Source organism: Microbulbifer mangrovi (assembly GCF_002009015.1).
Classification (GTDB): Bacteria; Pseudomonadota; Gammaproteobacteria; order Pseudomonadales; family Cellvibrionaceae; genus Microbulbifer; species Microbulbifer mangrovi.
Genome location: NZ_LZDE01000342.1, coordinates 23,196 through 41,300 on the forward strand (window position 1 = coordinate 23,196; position 18,105 = coordinate 41,300).

11 protein-coding genes and 1 pseudogene are annotated in these 18,105 nt (G+C 55.7%); 1 reads left to right on the plus strand and 11 read right to left on the minus strand.

Annotation, left to right across the window (positions count from 1 at the left end; genetic code table 11):
* Nucleotides 1–29: 29 nt before the first annotated feature.
* The 7 genes and pseudogenes from B4U49_RS16160 to B4U49_RS16185 form a co-directional block, all read right to left on the minus strand.
* Entirely contained in the window at nt 30–1,217 is a 1,188-nt protein-coding gene (locus B4U49_RS16160) for an acyltransferase family protein (RefSeq protein ID WP_204903066.1), read from the minus strand.
* A 2-nt stretch (nt 1,218–1,219) separates the two neighbouring features.
* On the minus strand, nt 1,220–2,368 hold the full coding sequence (locus tag B4U49_RS19575; protein WP_420811474.1) for an exo-beta-N-acetylmuramidase NamZ family protein: 1,149 nt from the start codon (nt 2,366–2,368) through the stop codon (nt 1,220–1,222).
* A pseudogene (locus tag B4U49_RS19580) lies at nt 2,357–3,052 on the minus strand (M15 family metallopeptidase); the annotation flags it as partial. The gene B4U49_RS19575 and the pseudogene B4U49_RS19580, both read right to left, overlap by 12 nt.
* Nucleotides 3,053–3,084: 32 nt before the next feature.
* Nucleotides 3,085–5,145: an aminotransferase class I/II-fold pyridoxal phosphate-dependent enzyme gene (locus B4U49_RS16170; protein ID WP_078085643.1), complete on the minus strand. Its 2,061-nt coding sequence runs from the start codon at nt 5,143–5,145 to the stop codon at nt 3,085–3,087.
* 57 nt (nt 5,146–5,202) lie between these two features.
* A complete protein-coding gene (locus B4U49_RS16175; protein ID WP_078085644.1) occupies nt 5,203–6,597 on the minus strand; it encodes a Na+/H+ antiporter NhaC family protein in 1,395 nt (464 codons plus the stop codon).
* Nucleotides 6,598–6,747: 150 nt separating this feature from the next.
* Nucleotides 6,748–7,818 carry a S66 peptidase family protein gene (locus B4U49_RS16180; protein ID WP_078085645.1) on the minus strand — a complete coding sequence of 357 codons (1,071 nt, stop codon included), beginning with the start codon at nt 7,816–7,818 and terminating at the stop codon, nt 6,748–6,750.
* A 51-nt stretch (nt 7,819–7,869) separates the two neighbouring features.
* On the minus strand, nt 7,870–9,462 hold the full coding sequence (locus B4U49_RS16185) for a serine hydrolase (RefSeq protein ID WP_078085646.1): 1,593 nt from the start codon (nt 9,460–9,462) through the stop codon (nt 7,870–7,872).
* A 280-nt stretch (nt 9,463–9,742) separates the two neighbouring features.
* Here B4U49_RS16185 and B4U49_RS16190 point away from each other — a divergent pair, with 280 nt between their 5' ends.
* Nucleotides 9,743–11,146, plus strand: coding sequence for a transglutaminase-like domain-containing protein (locus B4U49_RS16190; RefSeq protein ID WP_078085647.1), 1,404 nt, complete (start codon nt 9,743–9,745; stop codon nt 11,144–11,146).
* A gap of 84 nt (nt 11,147–11,230) precedes the next feature.
* On the opposite strand, the gene B4U49_RS16195 is transcribed toward B4U49_RS16190, so the two are convergent.
* From B4U49_RS16195 to B4U49_RS16210, 4 genes are all read right to left on the minus strand, one after another.
* Nucleotides 11,231–12,016 carry a MurR/RpiR family transcriptional regulator gene (locus B4U49_RS16195; protein ID WP_078085648.1) on the minus strand — a complete coding sequence of 262 codons (786 nt, stop codon included), beginning with the start codon at nt 12,014–12,016 and terminating at the stop codon, nt 11,231–11,233.
* Between the two features lie 33 nt (nt 12,017–12,049).
* On the minus strand, nt 12,050–13,144 hold the full coding sequence (locus tag B4U49_RS16200) for a dipeptide epimerase (RefSeq protein ID WP_078085649.1): 1,095 nt from the start codon (nt 13,142–13,144) through the stop codon (nt 12,050–12,052).
* A gap of 11 nt (nt 13,145–13,155) precedes the next feature.
* On the minus strand, nt 13,156–14,562 hold the full coding sequence (locus B4U49_RS16205; RefSeq protein WP_078085682.1) for an SH3 domain-containing protein: 1,407 nt from the start codon (nt 14,560–14,562) through the stop codon (nt 13,156–13,158).
* A gap of 274 nt (nt 14,563–14,836) precedes the next feature.
* Complete coding sequence (locus B4U49_RS16210) at nt 14,837–17,833, minus strand: outer membrane beta-barrel protein (RefSeq protein ID WP_193432857.1); 2,997 nt, start codon at nt 17,831–17,833, stop codon at nt 14,837–14,839.
* Between the last annotated feature and the right edge of the window lie 272 nt (nt 17,834–18,105).

Sequence of the window (18,105 nt, forward strand, 5' to 3'; positions counted from 1 at the left end):
CCTCAACCAGAGAGTCAATACAGCGAAGCTCACACTTTCCAGATAATACGACGACGGTACATCTGCCACATCACCAGATAAAACAGTGCCAGGCTAGACACCGCAAATGCCAGCGATCCACCGTAGCTGCCAAATAAAGGCTGGAACACAGTATGGAACAACCAGCCTTTGAGCGTGGTATCCCCTACGGGCAGCATGATCAGCAGTCTTCCTACCACGCCCGCGAGCATAAACAGGGCAATGGCATTGACGCCGAACACTAGCAGCGGCGCCAGTGCGCGACGGCGTTCGCGGATATCCACCAGATAATAGAGACCAGCCAGCAACAGCGCGGACACACCGGCGGTAACCAGCGCAAAACTCGGCGACCAGAGCGCCTTGTTAATGGGCACCAGCGGATGCAGTAACTGCCCCACTATCAACATAGCAGCGCCGCCCAATGCCCAGATTCGACACAGGCGCAATTGTGATGTGCGATCCGCCCCCGCTTGCTTCCAGGCGAGACCGGCCAACACTCCCAGCAGACAGGTGGAAGCAGCCGCAAAGGTGGTCAGCACCCCCTCGGGATCGAATGGGAAAGGCTCGGCGCTGCGGTAATACACATGTTCGGCGCCAAGGAGCCACTGGTCGAGCCAGGCAGAGAAATGATTGCCGAATACCAATTGCCCCTGAAAGGTGTCACCGGCGGCATTCTGATAGGGCAAAAACACCATCATCAGCCACGGTAACAGACAACAGAGCCCGGTCGCGATCACCAGTCCTCGCACAGAAAGCCAGCGCACCAGATAACAGCAGAAAATGTAAACTAGTGCGATGCGCTGCAATACGCCCATCCAGCGAATGCCTTCCAGGCGATCCTCCACCCAGCTGTAAGCGCTATCACGAAAATTGTAAAAAAATACCGCCAGAAACAGTCCCAGGGCAAACAGCTTGATGGCCCTGCTCCACTGCGTCCAGCCGACCGCGGGAAAAGGTCTGCTGCGCCCACAGGAGAGCACCATGGATAATCCAACCACAAACAGAAACAGTGGGAAAATCACATCGGTCGGTGTCCAGCCATGCCACTCTGCATGGGCCATAGGCGCGTAGACGTAAGACCAGCTGCCGGGATTGTTGACCAGAACCATGGCGGCAATGGCGAGCCCCCGCAGCAGGTCCACCGACATCAGCCGACCGCCAGGTACTTGTTGCAGGATATCGTTGATGTGCCGCCGCACTCTTATTTCTCCGGGTACAGCAGGTAAGGCTGCCGCTGTTCGCGATAGGCAGCGAGATCCGCCTGCCAGGAATCACGAATCTTTTCCGCACTGGCACCGTCCATGATGGCTTTGCGCAACTGGTCTGTACCCGCGAGTTTGTCGAAAAAGCGGGGGCGTGAGAAAAACACCTCGGGCGACACTCCGGTGCGCAGGGACCAGGAGAGTAAAGGCTCGAGTGAAAAGCGCACACGTGAATCCGCATTGCGTAAATCGTCGCCTTTCAGTGATGTACCCTTGTGCTTGGGATTCTCGCTGGCACCGGCCACCGGCTGCGGGGTAAACGCGAAGGTGCCCTGCCGATCGTCCGGATGCCCCAGCACCTGAAATGGAAATGCAGTACCGCGCCCGACACTCACCGTGGTGCCCTCGAACAGCCCCAGCGAAGGGTACAGCCGGATGGACAAGTCATTAGGCAGGTTCGGCGATGGACGCACAGGTAAGCTGTACGCCATGCTCTTGCGGTAGTTCGCCGCCGGGATCACGGTCAGCGCACATTGCGCACCACCTTCGAGCCAGCCTTCCCCGTTAATCATTTGCGCCAGCTCACCCACCGTCATACCGTGTACCAGTGGGATGGGGTGCATACCCACAAAGCTCTGAAAAGATTTTTCCAGCACCGGCCCATCGATATAGTCCCCATTCGGGTTCGGTCGATCCAGCACCATCAGCGGCACCTGGTGATCGGCACAGGCCTGCATCAGATAATGGAGAGAACTGATGTAGGTGTAGAAGCGCACCCCTACATCCTGGATATCAAATACCAGCCAATCCAGTTCCGCCAGATTCTCCGCGCTCGGTGCGTAGTTGCCACCGTACAGGGAGACAATTGGCAGCCCGCTCGGGCCGTCGATACCATCTTCGACTTTGCCACCATTTTCCACGTTACCGCGTACACCGTGTTCCAGTGCGAATATTTTCTGCAGACTCACCTGCCGTTGCTGCAGAAAGTCAATCAGGTGCAACTCGCCAACGCGGGAAGTCTGGTTTACCACAAGCCCCACTTTCTGATTGCGCAGCAGCGGCAGGTAGAGGTCGGCCTGCTCTGCACCGGTACGTAGCGCAGATGTGCGGGTGTCGCCATCCGTCAGCACGGCTTGCGCCACGGGCACATCAAAATAGGTGTCCGGGTAAGGCTCGGGTTTGAACGTGTAGTGCCACCACTCCTGCGTATAATTGACAAATCCCTCAGAAGTCATAACTTCACGCAGGCGCAGGCGATTGGCACGTGCAGCGGTATCGTTCAACGGATATTCTGTCGCCGAGCGCTCATCCATAAAATCAAAACCGGTACCCATATCCAGTGCCTCACCGGTATCAACCTGGTACAGGGTCAAATCCACGGTGGCACCACGACTGTGCCCAGAGCGTTCAGCAATATAGCCGCGTTCAAACATCTCGGATTTTTTCTCGCGAGGATAAAAATCCGCTTTGGTGCTGTGATCTTCGGGAGCAGCGGCCCAGCGCACGAAATGATTGACAGCCTGCTGGGGGCGATAGCAGTCAAACAATTCGAGACCCAGCCCTTCTTGCGCCAGCCGATCCGCTACTTTTTCCAGCGCGCGGGCGGCTGCCGGCGCCAACAGACAGAGGTTTTCCCGGTACCCATCCAGAGGCTCGCCCACCAGGTTGTTGGCCGTTACATAGCGCATGGCGACCTTGATATTGCGACCGCGCACTGCTACAAAATCTGGATTTTCCGGGGTAACCGCACTGGCCGCTTCCACCTGGCGACTTTCATCCTGCGAATAACACGCGGTGAGCCCAACACCGGCAATGACCACTGCGCCAACCAGGGCGAAAAACGCACCTTGCTTCCATCCCTTTTTCACACTGCCTCCCCGGATGATCCAACACGGGACGCCAGAACCTCTGACGACGCCGCGGTGTTGTGCAACGTGAATAGTTCCGCGTATTCCTGCATCGCTGAAACGGTCTCACTCTCGGTCAAAACACGCAGCGCCGGGAGCAGATCCACGCGACGCAGGCCGTGCATTTCCAGATCGGCACGCTCGCTGGTGAACGCGATGATGGCATCGAGAATTTTTTCGGTAATTTCCTGGCCGGGCACCAGTAGAGGGATACCCGGCGGATACGGGACCACTTCATCACAGGCAACGCGACCGATTAATGCCGCGCGTCCATCCCCTTCCCACGCAAGTTTCTCCCCGCGGGCAAAATATGCTGTGCGCGGCAGGGCCACAATCGCACTGAGGTCGGGCAGTCGCTGTCCGCGTACAGGCTCTCCATCATTGCCAATGGAAGCAACCCGGCGCGCCCGCATACTGTACGCTTCATCCGACAACTTGCGCAGTGCCTGCTTCAGACGCAATACCTTGCTCTCGGTGGTGCCGATAGTGACCAGGAAAGACAGTGTATTGTGGGTGTTCTTCTCTACCTGAATTCCGAATTCGGTAAATAACGCAGCCTGCGCGTCCGGTGCACTAACACCCGCACATCCCACATCAATGGTTACTTTTGTAGGGTCGAGGCGAATGTCGTCCTTGGCCAACACACGGCCACAGAGGTCTTCCGCGTTAAGGCTTTGAAAAACGGTATTCTGATCGACAAACTGACGAATTTCTTCCGCAAACCCCAAAGTGCGATCCAGTACCTGATAGCCCTCAATACTCATCTGCTTGCGCGCCACATCCAGACTGGCAATCATGCCGTACTGCGGGCTGGTTGAGGTGTGCATATTGATATCTTCACGAAATCCGGCTGTGTCGAACCCTTCGCGATCGCGTCCGTTGTTCGAAGACCGCCAAGAAAAATCTCCGACGTGAATCATGCTCGCCTGTGAAAAAGCCGACAGCATCTTGTGCGTTGACTGGGTAACAAAGTCGGCACCACATTCCAGCGCCGTCGGGCGCAGCACCGGGTGAAAACGACCGTGTGCATACCAGGCTTCATCGATCAGGACAAACAGTCCCGCGGCGTGCGCGTATTCAATGATCGGGCGCAGGTCGTAACGCAGGCCATCGTAAGTACATGAAGTTAGTACCAGCAAACGGGCGCCGGGGTTGGCGTCGATGGCACTAAAGATTTCCCGCTTAGGCACCGGACCGTAAATGCCATAGTGTTGATTAACGGCAGACTCGAGGTAAACAGGCAGCGCACCGCTCATAATCATCGCGTGGTGTACAGACTTGTGGCAATTGCGGTCGACGATTACCCGATCGCCATGACGCAGCAGGTGCTGCAGCACGATTTTGTTTGAGGTGGAGGTGCCATTGGTGACAAAGTAACTCTGGTGCGCACCAAATGCTTTGGCGGTAAGTTGCTGGGCCTGACGAATCACACTGATGGGGTCCATCAGCGAGTCCAGCATTTTTACGCTCACTGAAAGGTCGGTATTGAAGATATGCTCGCCCATAAATCGATAAAAATCAGCGATCCATGGGCTGGTGCTTAGACTATCACCACTGGAGTGTCCAGGGGTATGCCAGGAATCTCGCGCTGCGTAGACATACTCCCGCAATGCATCGGCAAAAGGGGTTGCGATGCGTTCCAGCAGAATTCGCCGCAAGGTGCGGTACACCACGCCGTAATTGGACTCGCCCCGGGAAATCACACATTCAAAGCCTGCGCCGCTGGCTTCATCCGCACCAGTCAGTATTACACTGTCGATCTCCGCCCGCCGCGCCCGCACCCGCGCCAGGATAGCGGCCACACTGTCGTCACTGAGCCCCTTATCGTCCACCACCAGGATCTGCAGGGCACCACGTGCGAGCACCGATTCCAACCCTTCCTCGCTGACGTGCGTGAATGCCAGCGCGACGGGCGCATCCATATCGTGGTCGGCGAGCGGTTTCAGCTCTTCTGTCCAGCGAGCGGCAAATGCATTGTCGCTGGTAAGTAGTACTATTTCACAAGGGCACTGCGTCATTGTGCTTTCCCTTGTTGGCAACCCTTGCTATGCATCCCTATCTCTCCCTATCCAGCCTTACAGCATCAGGTAACCGAGCACGATAAACCCGAATGCACTCACCGCACCGGCACGCAGCGCATAAGGTATCTGCGTGCGGACATGCTCGATATGCTCGGTGCCGGCCGCCAGGGACGACACGATGGTGGTATCGGAAATAGGTGAACTGTGATCTCCAAAAATGCCACCAGACAGCACCGCGGCGACGAACAGCGCCGGTTCCGCACCCAGCGCACTGGCCACGGGAATAGCGATCGGCAACATGATTGAAAAGGTTCCCCAGCTCGAACCGACGGAGAAAGCAATTACCCCGGATACCAGAAAAATAACCACGGGCAGCAATGCCAGGGGAATCGAATCCCCCACCAATCCCGCAACATACTGCCCCGTCCCCAGGGTTTTCGAGATGGCACCCAAAGCAAGCGCCAGTACCAGAATGATCGCCAACGGCAACATGCGACCGGCGCCTTCCATCCAGGTGTGGCTGAGCTCATCCAACGACATACCGCGCTGCAACAATACCATCACGGAAACCGTAGTAAGGGCAGCCAGGGACGCCCAGAGTACGGAAGTGGATCCGGAGCCCTCAAAAATCTTGCCATCGCCGGTGATCCACAAGCTGAACGGCATCGCCAGAATCAGCACCAGTACCGGCAGCAGCATATTAATGGCCCGCGGCTTGATATGGCTTTTTTCACCCGTACTCGCACTGATGTCGATACCGTCCAGTTCACCGCCACTGGTGCGCGCCTGCACCTCGGCCATAGGGCCCGGATTGTAATTGCGGGAAATCGTGTAGGCCGTAAGCGCAACAGCAGCGATTGCATACAGGTTTAATGGAATACTCGCCAGTAGAACTTTTAACGGTTCCTCCACACCGAGTCCATCCAAAAGCCCGAGGTTAAAAGCTCCCCAGGCATTCAATGGAATCAACATGCACACCGGCGCCGAGGTAGAGTCGATAATGTATGCGAGTTTTTCCCGTGCGATTTTGAAACGGTCGAACAGCGGGCGCGATACGGTGCCCGCTACCAGCACCGTTATATTCGACTCAATAAAGATAACGATGCCCACCAGCCATGCCATCCACTGCGCCCGTTTGCCGTTGGTGACCCAGCGACTGCGCTCGAGAAACCGTACAAAGCCGCTGACTGCTCCACAGCGCTCCAGGGTGATAATGAATGCCCCGATAACCAGGGTGAACATCACTACCCGCGCGTCACCGGGATTGGCCAGAACCGCCAACACACCATCCAGCGCCTGGGCCAAAGAGGCAAAAAAACCGTCGTGATTCAGCAAAAAGAACCCCAGCCAGATACCGGCGAACAGCGCCAGGTAAACCTGCCGGGTCAATAGTGCCAGACCAATGGCAATAAACGGTGGCAACAGCGTGAGCCAGGAAAGTTCAGTCATAAATAGTACTGCTATTGTTATATTTTTGATCGGCAGCGATTTGTGCAACGCAAGTTGTCACATGCTACCAGCTGAGCGCCGATAAGAAATGGCGGCAGTTATCGTCTAAACCGATAGCTGCCACCTTACCGAAGTGCGCTTCCGTCACAATCAGCTGACCACGGCATCCCGCAATACCAGCGTTCCAGCGTCACCATCCAGTTCGGCCATCGCACCCACTGGTACCGTGGTCTGGTCTTCCACATGCCCTATCATCAGGCCTCGCACAACCGGTACACCGAGCTCCCCAGTACGTTCGCGAAGCACATGCTCCATACTGAATGTATTGCCGCTGGTTTCAGCATCAGTGAACTTGCCAAATACTATACCAGCCACCTGCTGCAACTTTCCGGCGAGCCACAGTTGGGTAAGCATCCGGTCCACGCGATACGGGGCCTCGCCGACGTCCTCCAGAAACAGTATTTTCCCGCGATAATCTGGTTCAAAGGGCGTGCCCACTAGGCTCGCCATCAGCGACAGATTGCCACCGATCAACCGACCGCGGGCGCGGCCGCCGGTAAAGCGGGTAATTCGGTTGCGTTTCTCCACCCTGCCAGGAGCGGTCTCGAAGGGCGGCGGAGTGCCCAGCGGTACCGGGCGCTCCCCGTGCACCAGCACCTTCTGGTACTCGGCCAGGGTGTATTCGGTAAAGTTCTGCGCGGCGATCGGTCCATGAAACGTAACCACGCCACTTCGGTGGTAGATGGCATTCAGCAACGCGGTAATGTCGCTATACCCGAGCAACACTTTCGGATTATTGCGTATCAGCTGGTAGTCCAGCATTGGCAGGATGCGCGGCGTGCCGTAACCACCGCGCAGGCAGAAAACCGCATCCACGTCCCTGTCCGCAAACATACGGTTGAAGTCCTCTGCCCGGGCTGAATCGGGGCCCGCCAGATACTGGGTACGGCGATACAGGTGCTGGCCCTCTTTGACTTCAAAGCCCAGTGAACGCACAACATCACCGGCAAAACGGATATCTTCGTCTTCCCAGGCATTACTGGCCGGTGTCACAAGGCCTACCGTCATGCCTTTTTTTAACCGCTTCGGACGCCGCAGGTCGGCATCTCCGCCACTGAAGCCTGAGGAGGCCAAACTTTGGTTGCCACTGGCTACACCGGCAGCTGCTGCCCCCAACAGGGGAGCTGACATCAAGGATTGAATTAGCGTACGTCGCCGCATGACAGACTCCTGGAACTGATCAATTTATTGTTTTCAAACGCGGTTATCGCACTAGTGACTGCTGACAGTCTCTACCCGCACGGCTTCGGCCACCTTTTCAAAACGCAGATCGTGAAAATCGTAACTGAAGTCTGTGCCGCGCGACTTCGCTTGCATAGAGAGCAACAAAACACCGGCTTCGCTGCGGTCGGCAACCACCCAGGCATCCGCATTGAGACTGCGGTCGTCCCAGTGCAGCGCCCACACGCCGTCACTGGCGGCCGTCAATGTACCGGTCAGGCGAGGCGATTTGAGCGCACGCCAGCGCAGCTTGCCGTTTTCCTGGGTTATACCGATATCCCCAAACCACGGGTCGCGATAGAGCCCGGGCAACTCCTCGTTTGCAACCGCGCTATAGCCCACCGGCGCGACCAGCTCTTCCGGTTCCACCGCCTCGGCGGGGGCACCGTAAAGGTCCTGGAAATAGGCCAGCCAGTCCCGCTCAGGCGCCCCCAGATAGGGCTTGAGCAAGCCATAGATCAGTGCCTGGCGCGCGGCGCCAGCGCTGCGGTTCATCAGTACCACCAGTGCCAGCTCCTCTTCCGGCACTATCGCTGCCCAGGCGTACATACCGGACAGGGAACCGGTGTGATGAATCACTTTTTTCCCGTGCATATCCTGCACCCGCCATCCCAGGGCATAGGCGTAAAAATGCCCTCCGTCGCGCTCCGCACGCTGGTTGGAAAATGGCATCAGGGTTTCCGGACGCCACAAGCGGTCGCGGGTTTGCTCAGTGAACAAACGCTCGCCGCTTTCCAGTTCACCACCATTCAGCAAAACGCGCAGCCACGTCAGCATATCCCCGGCGCTGCAATGCATACCGCCGGCCGCAGCGAGCACGATGGGGTCATAACCGGCAAGATTGGGGGTATCCACCACCATGCCAATATCTTCGAGCCGATGGGGGTCAGCCAGATTGCCGCGGGCATCAGCGGGCACCGGTCCGGCATAGCAGTTTTCCAGGTCCATGGGGGCAAGCAGGCGCTGCTGTACAAATGCCTCGTAGGACATGCCGGAAATTTCTGCGATCAGCTCACCGGCCACGATATACAGCAAGTTGTCATAGGCGTAGTCCGCGCGAAAACCGCGGGTAACAGGGAGATGCGCCAGCCCATTCATGACATCGGCGCGTGTGTATGCGTTGGGTTGCGGCCACAGCATCAGGTCACCGGCGCCGGGGCCTAACCCTGAGCGATGTGTCAGCAGGTCCACCACGCGGAACTCATTGCTGATCCAGGGATCCCCGAAGCGAAATTGCGGGAGGTAATCCACCACACGCCCTTCCCATTCCAGCTTGCCCTCCTCCACCAGCAGCCCCAGAGCCGCGGTGGTAAACGCTTTGGTGGTGGATGCCAGCTTGAACAGGGTCTGCCCATCGACCGATTTGGGGCTATCCACATTCGTAACGCCAAATCCACGCAGCAATACGGGCTCGCCCTTGTGCCAGATCGCCACAGCAGCACCGGGCACCTGCTCCTGCTCCAGCACGCGTTCTATGTATGCTTCGGGGTCATGTTGACTCCAGGGCTCCGGCTGGCAACCCGCGGCAAGCGCCATGCCGAGTATGCAGGAAATACGGGCGGCGGTTGCGGTGAAGTGTTTCATATAGCCAGAGCCTCCTTAAAAGTGCGCGGAATGCGGAATGTGCTCTTGACGCAGCAAACGCATCAGAATAATTTATCAATCATGGATTTTTAAGTAAATAATAAATTATTCCGAATCGACGGATACCCCAAACCGTTACCGTGTCGGCTCGCAATCAATGGAGTGCACCTTGGCCCTGAAAAATCCCTATCGCACAAACCAACCAAGCCGCCCGTGCCTGACTGTAACACTGCTGGCTGGCACTCTCTTTGCCGCACCACTATCAATAGCCCAGCAAGCAATGGCACAGCAAAGTGCTCTCGCAGCAATACAGGTTCAGGTTGATCAAGGTCATTATCAGCAAGCCAAACTGGATATCCGTGCAATGCAGGAAAAGGAACCGGCAACCGCAGACAGCGCCGCACTCGCCTTTGAGGCCGAGCGCATGCGCCGTATCGAGATGGAATTCACGATCCCACCAGAGCAATTACTGGCTTCCATCCAGCGCTACATTCCGGACGCCACAGAAAACGATATAACACACTGGGACGAGGCCGGACTGCTGGAATACAAAACCATCAACGGCAAGCGACGCTATTTCAATAAAGCGGCCTATAACCTGGTTCACATTTCAGCTGAAGCCGCAGCGCGCACCGCGGACTACCGGCGCTTCACAGACAAGGCCCCGCTATACCAATTGCACCCGCACCACACCGCGGTCATCGAGACACACGATGACGATGCTGCGCCCCTGCGCCAGCGCCTTGCCATCACCTACTCCCTCACAGTGGATGCAGATACCGTACCCGACGGAGAAATGGTGCGAGCCTGGCTACCCTTTCCGCAGGAACTGCCCGAGCGCCAGGAAAATATCGCACTACTGAATAGCTCCCCCACAGATTTCACGCTGGCGCCGGCAGGGACACCGCAACGCACCATTTATTTCGAGCAGGCTGCCCGCGCAGGAACACCCACCCGCTTTTCGGTGGAATACGCGTTTGACAGCCTGTCCCGATATTTCAAGCTTGAGCCAGCAAAAACTGCGCCTGTGGACGTTGCTTCTGGGAACCATAAAAAGCTCGCGCCATTTCTTGCAGAGCGAACACCGCACATCCAGTTCACTCCCGAACTGCGCGCCCTGTCGAAACGCATTGTGGGCGACGAGACCAACCCTTATCGCATTGCCCAGAAGCTCTTTGCCTACGTCGATGAGATTCCCTGGGCCGGCGCCCGCGAATATTCCACCATCCGCAATATCAGTCAGTACGCCGCCCATGCCGGTCACGCGGACTGCGGCCAGCAGACGCTTTTACTGATTACGCTGATGCGCATGAATGGCATCCCCGCGCGCTGGCAGTCCGGTTGGGAATTCTCTCCCGCAAGTTTCGACACCATGCATGACTGGGGCGAGTTTTATCTGGCGCCCTACGGATGGATGCCGATGGACGTCACCCACGGCCTGCTGGACAGCGAAAACGAAGCAGAGCGCTGGTTCTACCTCGGCGGCCTGGACAGTTACCGACTGATATTCAACACCGACTACAGCCGCCCGCTGGTGCCGGCCAAACAACACTTCCGTTCGGAAACGGTCGACAGCCAGCGAGGTGAGGTAGAGTGGCGCGGTGGCAACCTGTACTTTGATCAGTGGGACTACGAGATGCAGTGGGAGCTGGTAAAAACCAGCGGAGATAAACCACGGCGCTAAATAAAAAGGCCACCGGACATCGCCCGGTGGCCTTTTTTGGACAGGCTAACGCCCGACGCCAATCACATTTTTCAAGCAGACATCTTACTGCGGGCTCTCCAGAAGACCGCTCACCAGTGCCTCAATCACATGCAGCTGGGCCGAACGGAACAACAAGCGCTGAAGCGCCTCTTCATCTTCCGAGGGCACTACATACAAGCGAATATCCGAATGGATACTGGCAGCATTGTAGTTATAGCGGGTCAGGCTCAACACCTTGACACCATGCTCCCGCGCACGATTCGCCACCTCTACCAGCGATTCCTCACCACCAAAATCACACAGAATACACAGTAGATCGTCATCGCGCAGAGAATCGGCAATACGCTGCTGCAGCTGTCCACCCTCATCGAACACCGCCCAACAGCCGAGTTCGAGTAGTTGATGGGTGAGGTAACGCGCGACCGATACCGAGCCGGGGCAAGCGGAAATCTGTATACAGCGGGCATCGCGGATTGCGCTGATTGCTGCGGCCAGCTGTTCCGCCTCATTGATACTGACGGTATTCTCCAGTACCTCCAGCTTTTTTTGCCCAAGGGTACTGAGCGGGCTATCGGACTGCGAAAAGTGCCTGGCCTTTTCCTCATCAGCCGCCATCCCGGCACCGGCGTACGACTCGTAAACCGCCAGCTTCAGGCTCGGATAGCCCCGATAGCCCAGCTTCTGCGAAAACTTGACCACACTGGACTGACTGACGCCCACTGCATCCGCTAACTGGGAAGACGAGTAGTCGCGCAATAACTGCGTATTATCCAGAATAAAGTCCGCGAGCTTGCGCTCATTTACCGACATCTGGTCGCGCATCGCGCGCATTTTCAAAAGACAGGTCATGGGGTGCGTTATCACTCCGCGTCACGCCGGCCATCAGGCCAACAGCTGCAAGCCCTCGATTTTTTCAATACCGAGGCCCGGGGTTTCATTCAGAATGATATCCGCATCCTTGTAGGACGCGCCACCGACCACGGGGTCAAATTTGCACAGGGATGGCACATCCAGGTCCAACTTGGACACTACCGGGGCCTTGGCGGCCGCCACATGCGCCGCTGCGGAAACGCCGATGCTCGTTTCCAGCATACAGCCCACCATACATTCCACGTCGTGCAGGTCCGCGATATCGGCAATCTTCAGCGCATTGGAAATACCGCCGGTCTTCATCAGTTTGATATTGATGATGTCAGCCGCCCGCTGGTCGATGACCTTCATCACTTCCTGCGGCCCGAAAACGCTTTCATCGGCCATAATCGGCGTTCTGACGCGTTCCGCGATATAGCGCATCCCCTCAAGATTGTTCGCCTTGACCGGCTGCTCCACGAGCTCAAGCAGCACCCCCGCCTCTTCCAGGCCACGAATGGCGAGCACCGCCTGTTTCGGGCTCCAGCCTTGATTCGCGTCCAGACGCAGCAAGGCGCGCCCTTTTACTGCCGCGTACACCGCTCTGATTCGCTCGATATCCAGGCCGATATCTTTACCTACCTTGAGTTTCAGGATCTCAAAGCCTCGCTCCACCGCACTTTCAGCATCTGCCACCATCTTTTCGATATAGTCGACACTGATGGTGATATCGGTGGTAAGGCTGTTTTCACCACCGCCGAGGATTCGATAGAGCGGTGTTTTATAGCTCTGCGCAAACAGGTCAAACAAAGCGATCTCCACCGCCGCTTTGGCACTGGTGTTATTGATCATTGCCCCCTGAATCTGGCGAGTGAGACGATTCAGGTCTGCCACGTCGCGCTCCAACAGCAATGGGGTAAACACCGTGCGTACAGCCTCGATCACCGAGCCGTGAGTATCACCGGTAATCACCGCGGTAGCCGGGGCGTTGCCGAAGCCAACGTGTCCCGTGTCGGTCTCCAGCATAACCACCACATCCTCGACAGCATCGACGGTTCTCAATGCGGTTTTGAACGGGGTTACCAGAGGAACCCGCAGCATGCCCAGCTTTACGTCTACGATTTTCATGGCAGCACCAATCAGATAATGGTTTTTATGGCATAGATGCCATCGATATAGCTTTTGTCTTTGCTGAGCCGCATTGGGCTGAGCGGTGTAATGGAAACGCCGGAAAGCGTGCCCCGATACAGAGATTCGTCGCTCTGGTAATAGCTGAGCCCGGTAACATCGTGGATTACGTAAGGCTCTCCCTCAACCTCGCCGATATACATCATGACGTGTCCGGGAATGTAAATGAGATCGCCGACTCGAAGGGCAGCGAGCGCCTCCGCTCGCGCCGCGTGATCTTCCGGTGCAAACCGTTTTGTCGGCGCGAAGTCGCTTTTTCCCTGCTGGCCAGAATTACGCGGCATCAGAATACCGAAGGATTTATACACTTCCCCCACGAACCCCGTGCAATCACGCCCGTTATAATCATGCCCCCAGCCGTAGCGCTCGCCGAGGAACTTGAATGCCTGCTCCAGCACAAGCGACGGGCGATATTCAAGCAGGCCGGGACTAACGTCCTGGCCACGCCCGATCAAGGTGGGCTCAAATTCCAATCTCCCCTCTGTATCGCGTACCGGCAATGCCACAATGTAGCTGGCCTGTGGATTCTGGCCATTCACGTTATGCCCCACATCCGCCGCACTCATCAGTGGCAGTGATACGCCCATATCCAGAACAACTTCCGAGGTGCGGGGATCTACCGGGTTGTAATTGGTTTTTACCTGCGACCCGGTGACAGTCAATCTCGGGGAGGATTGGTACCATTGATTAATTTTACTGCGCTCGCCTACCGCCACTGCCCGCTTTGGCAGCCAGGCTGCATAGTGGTAATTCACCGCAAACAACCATTGGCCATCAGCGCTTTCATGCAAAATGGCGAGGCGCTGGCCGGGGAATACCCCGGTCTCCTGAAAGCGGTCCAGGTCATAGTCTTGCGGGTGCTTCACGACCCGCGTGTCTGTCGGATAGCTGCGCATACTAGCGCGCTCGACAACCACACCCCAGCGGACAGCTATCTCGTCAGCCAGAGCGGGCCGCTGCACGTTCGCCTCAAGCCCGGCATAGTCACTGTCGGAAAGCTGACGTCCGTCAGTAAAGTAACGTGGTGAAGACGCTGGGCGACTCACCTGATCGATCAACGCAACAACATCTGCCTGCGTCATGGTATCCGGGAACTGTTCGAGATTATGGAGATACTGATCTGTGGAAAGATTTTCCTGATTGAATGCCTGGATTTCGACAGGCTCCATACGGCGAACATCTGAGTGGATGCGCCGCGTCCAAAACTCCAGTCCTAACATTTCTTCATGCAGATCCGGGACGTCCGTCTGGAAAGTGGGCAACTGCTTTGCACCCGCCTGAACGCCATTATTTTCGGTTGAAGATACCACCCCGCCGTCATGCGCGCTTCCACATGAGGCGATGGTGATGCACAGCATGCTCGCGATCCAGGTACGAGAGCAGCGCTTCAGATCTGGTAGAAAACCCAGTGCACAATCCATATTTAGATACGATCAGTTATTTTAATTGGTACCTGCATATCTTACTGCAAACCCATATCCAATTACGAATAAATTATTCAATACGAACCAATAAAAATAATTTTATAGTTTTTAAGGTTAGCTTGCCGCTCAAAAGTAACTGACAAAAAAAGCCCCGGCAAAGCCGGGGCAAAAAATACGATCTAGGAGAGTTTTGTAGAATATTTCCCGATCAGAAGTCCATACCAACAGACAATTGGACTCGGCGCGGCGCGTAGTAACTGCGAGGCTCACCGTAAGCAACATAACCCACTTCCGGATCCACGTTGTAGCCAGTTTGGCGATCGAATACGTTAAATACATCCGCTCGGAATTTCAGCGCGTAATCGGCAAAAACGTTGAAGTTCTGCGTATAGCTCAGATCCATCTGCCAGTGGCTAGCTGTTCGACGACTACCTGCTGGTTCGGCAAAACGACTGGTAGCACTGGAGTAACCGTAGGGCGTGCCATCCCAGTTTTCCCAAGGCTGGCCTGACTGATACACGAGGTAGGCACCAACATTTGCATTCCAGTCCAGGGTGTATTGACCAAATACCTTAAACAGGTTGGGCTTATCACCGCGCAGAGTACCCTCCCGGTTATCCCATACCTGGCGACCCTTACCATCGGCCAACCAAGAGGAGCCAATAAAGGAGTTGGCATCGTTCGTCCAAGTGGTGTTGTCCTGGTCGAAGTTACCCCGGTAACGGCTACGCGTGTAGGATGCATTTAGATAGGTTCGCTCACCAACCCAGGTTGCCTCCAGGCTGAACTCCAAGTACTTGGTGTAAGCGTCATCAAGCTCCGCAATAACATAAGTTGCGGACGGACTCTCAACTTCTGCAAGCTTGGCATCCAGGTCCGGAATATACAGCCCCTTCGCCGCAATTGAATCCGGCACACAGAAATCACCTTCACCATCCTGATTCTCATCAACACCGTAGCAACCGTAAGTACGAGAACCATTCCAGGTATCTTCCCAGAAGTGAGAACCTTCACGATAGCGAATGTGGGAGCGCACACTGAAGCCGTGATCCAACTCCTTGGTGGTACCAATAGTTAACTCGTCGACACGGCGCGGTTTTATTCCATCTTGGAAAAACTTACCTGTGGAACCTTCACGACCAGAGGACTGGATAAACTCCCCATTTTCATCCCAATAAACTTCCAGAGTCTGCTGGGTACCGCGATCCCACGAAGCGGCACGAGCCAGGGAGCTTGCAGCAGGGTTGTATTGGGCGAAACTCGCGAACACGGTATCCGAGTCATTGTAAGACCAAGTGACACCTAAACGTGGCTGGATCATGTCCTTCCAGTCCACCTTGTGCATCTCGTACTTTGTGCCTGGGGACAACTCATACCCTGAAAGGTTACCGCCGACCTCCCGCAGTCCCTGACCATAAAGAGTGTCCTGACTCATCAGAAAACCGACGTCGAAAATGAAATCACCCCAGGAAATAGAATCGTTGACCTCAAAATTCTGAGTCACGACAAAGGAATCAATCGGCGGGACTCGACTACCATCAGCCTGAGCCAAACTCATTTGCTCAGTCAAGCCGTAAAAACGCGCATTATCCGGCGCATTAGTATCCTCTGCACCATCGATGACACGAATGCTACCCCAGCCATTAGATGTGCGCAGCAGGCGCTCTTGCCCCTCGGACCACTGGTAACCGACATGCAAATCATGGGAAGTGGAACCTATTTCCATGGTGTGATCCAGAGCAACCTCGAAACTCTCGCGATAGAAGCTAATCTCGTCATTCTGGTAATAACCACCGACACCACCACCGCCTGTCGCCACCCCATCCTCAATGTAGCCATACTGGTCGACAAACGGCTGTACAAGTGCATTCCACGCGGGATCATCAGTGCTCAGGTCGGGTACGTAGAAGTAGCCCATCTGATCTAGGTTAGCGATATCCAGCGCCTGCCCCACGGCGGGCTGGACCGCTAGACGAGTATCCGGAACCGCAATGGTTTCCAGAGCGTAATCACTGTATTGGAAGCTCACGGTGGTGCTGTCATTGATTACCCAGGAGCCGTCCACGGACAGAATGTCCATGCCAGACATCTCACCAACGGACACGGAATCCGCCTCATCAAATGAGATCGATGCACCCTCGTTGACACGTTCTGAAGTACGATAGGCAGCATTCAGTAATACGCTATCGATCGGGGCCCAAGTCAGCTTGCCGTAGTACTCATCGCGCTCACTTGAGTAATCCTTGGTGGGGCCGTATGCAGTTTCCTTGTTGTCGCGGAATTCACGCGGCCCATAGTAGGAGCCATAGAAAAACAACTGATCCTCAATGATCGGGCCGCCAACATTGGCCGTCATCCAGCTGTAGTCGGTTTCAGCACGAGTCCCCTCCTTGGTTTCACCCCGCATGCCTGCGTTCTGAAGCCTGTATTCGACACTGCCCTTGTACTCGTTGGTGCCGGACTTGGTCTTCGTATTCACAGAAACACCACCGGCACGGTTAAAGCCGATTGCGCGAGCGCCACCGCGCTCAATAGAAATCTGCTCTACGTCTTGACTGGAGGGCTCTGCGGACAGAGTACCAAATAACGGCAAGGTGACGTTTACCCCATCGAATTTGTAAACATTGTCTTGACCGTGACCACCAGCGCTTGGGCCACGAATACTATCCTGGGTGTACTGAACACCAGGCGCCAACTTGAGAAGATCGCGAAGGTCCTGCCCCACTGGTAATCGACTAATAACATCCTCACCAATCGCGTCAGACAGGGAAGCATTGCCGCCGACGACCACTTGCTGGCCCGTCACTTCGACCTCTTCCAGGTTACCTGCGGACTCAGGGACCATCACCACGCTTACATTGGACTTCTGATCGAGTAAGACGCGAGTGGTGACAGCGCGGGTAATGCCGTCTGCAGTGGTAAGTTCAAGCACGTAAGTGCCGGGAATCAGCGCCGGTAGTCTGAATTCGCCGTCCGCATCTGTTTTTACGGTTCTGCTCTTCGGCATTACTGGGCTACTTGCTGTAATGGTTACGCCCGCCGCTTCGACATTTTCATCGAGATAGACAGTACCCTGGATACTTCCGGATTGCTGAGCAGCAACAGACATGGAAAACAACACGCCTGCTACAGCGGCCGCAGAACGTGTAAGTGTTGTCGAGGTTGCTGTCTGGAGCGAGGAGCTCAATTTCGTTTTCTGGAACATGGATGGCCTCCCAGGCATTTATTGTGTTTGTCCCCATGGGGAAAGAGTTGATCTGTTCTCAACTTCCCATCAGCGCCGGTAGTGGTGCGTAGTTATTGGTTCTCAGTCAGTAGCATCTATCGGTCAAACCGATAAAATATATCTTTAGCACTCAACGCAAGGAATAAGATATTCCAAGAGCATTCTGCGAAAAAAATTCCCTTCAGGCGAGAGGAAAATCATAAAAAATTCAATAAAATTTCTTCAAATTATAAAAAAGACAGCTTAGACAG

Excerpts from the sequence above, each read along its gene's own strand:
- B4U49_RS16190 (WP_078085647.1), top strand. The coding sequence starts at position 9,743 with ATGGCACAGCAAAGTGCTCTCGCAGCAATACAGGTTCAGGTTGATCAA.
- B4U49_RS16200 (WP_078085649.1), bottom strand. The coding sequence starts at position 13,144 with ATGAAAATCGTAGACGTAAAGCTGGGCATGCTGCGGGTTCCTCTGGTA.
- B4U49_RS16195 (WP_078085648.1), bottom strand. The coding sequence starts at position 12,016 with ATGACCTGTCTTTTGAAAATGCGCGCGATGCGCGACCAGATGTCGGTA.
- B4U49_RS16170 (WP_078085643.1), bottom strand. The coding sequence starts at position 5,145 with ATGACGCAGTGCCCTTGTGAAATAGTACTACTTACCAGCGACAATGCA.
- B4U49_RS16175 (WP_078085644.1), bottom strand. The coding sequence starts at position 6,597 with ATGACTGAACTTTCCTGGCTCACGCTGTTGCCACCGTTTATTGCCATT.
- B4U49_RS16185 (WP_078085646.1), bottom strand. The coding sequence starts at position 9,462 with ATGAAACACTTCACCGCAACCGCCGCCCGTATTTCCTGCATACTCGGC.
- B4U49_RS16205 (WP_078085682.1), bottom strand. The coding sequence starts at position 14,562 with ATGCTGTGCATCACCATCGCCTCATGTGGAAGCGCGCATGACGGCGGG.
- B4U49_RS16180 (WP_078085645.1), bottom strand. The coding sequence starts at position 7,818 with ATGCGGCGACGTACGCTAATTCAATCCTTGATGTCAGCTCCCCTGTTG.
- B4U49_RS16210 (WP_193432857.1), bottom strand. The coding sequence starts at position 17,833 with ATGTTCCAGAAAACGAAATTGAGCTCCTCGCTCCAGACAGCAACCTCG.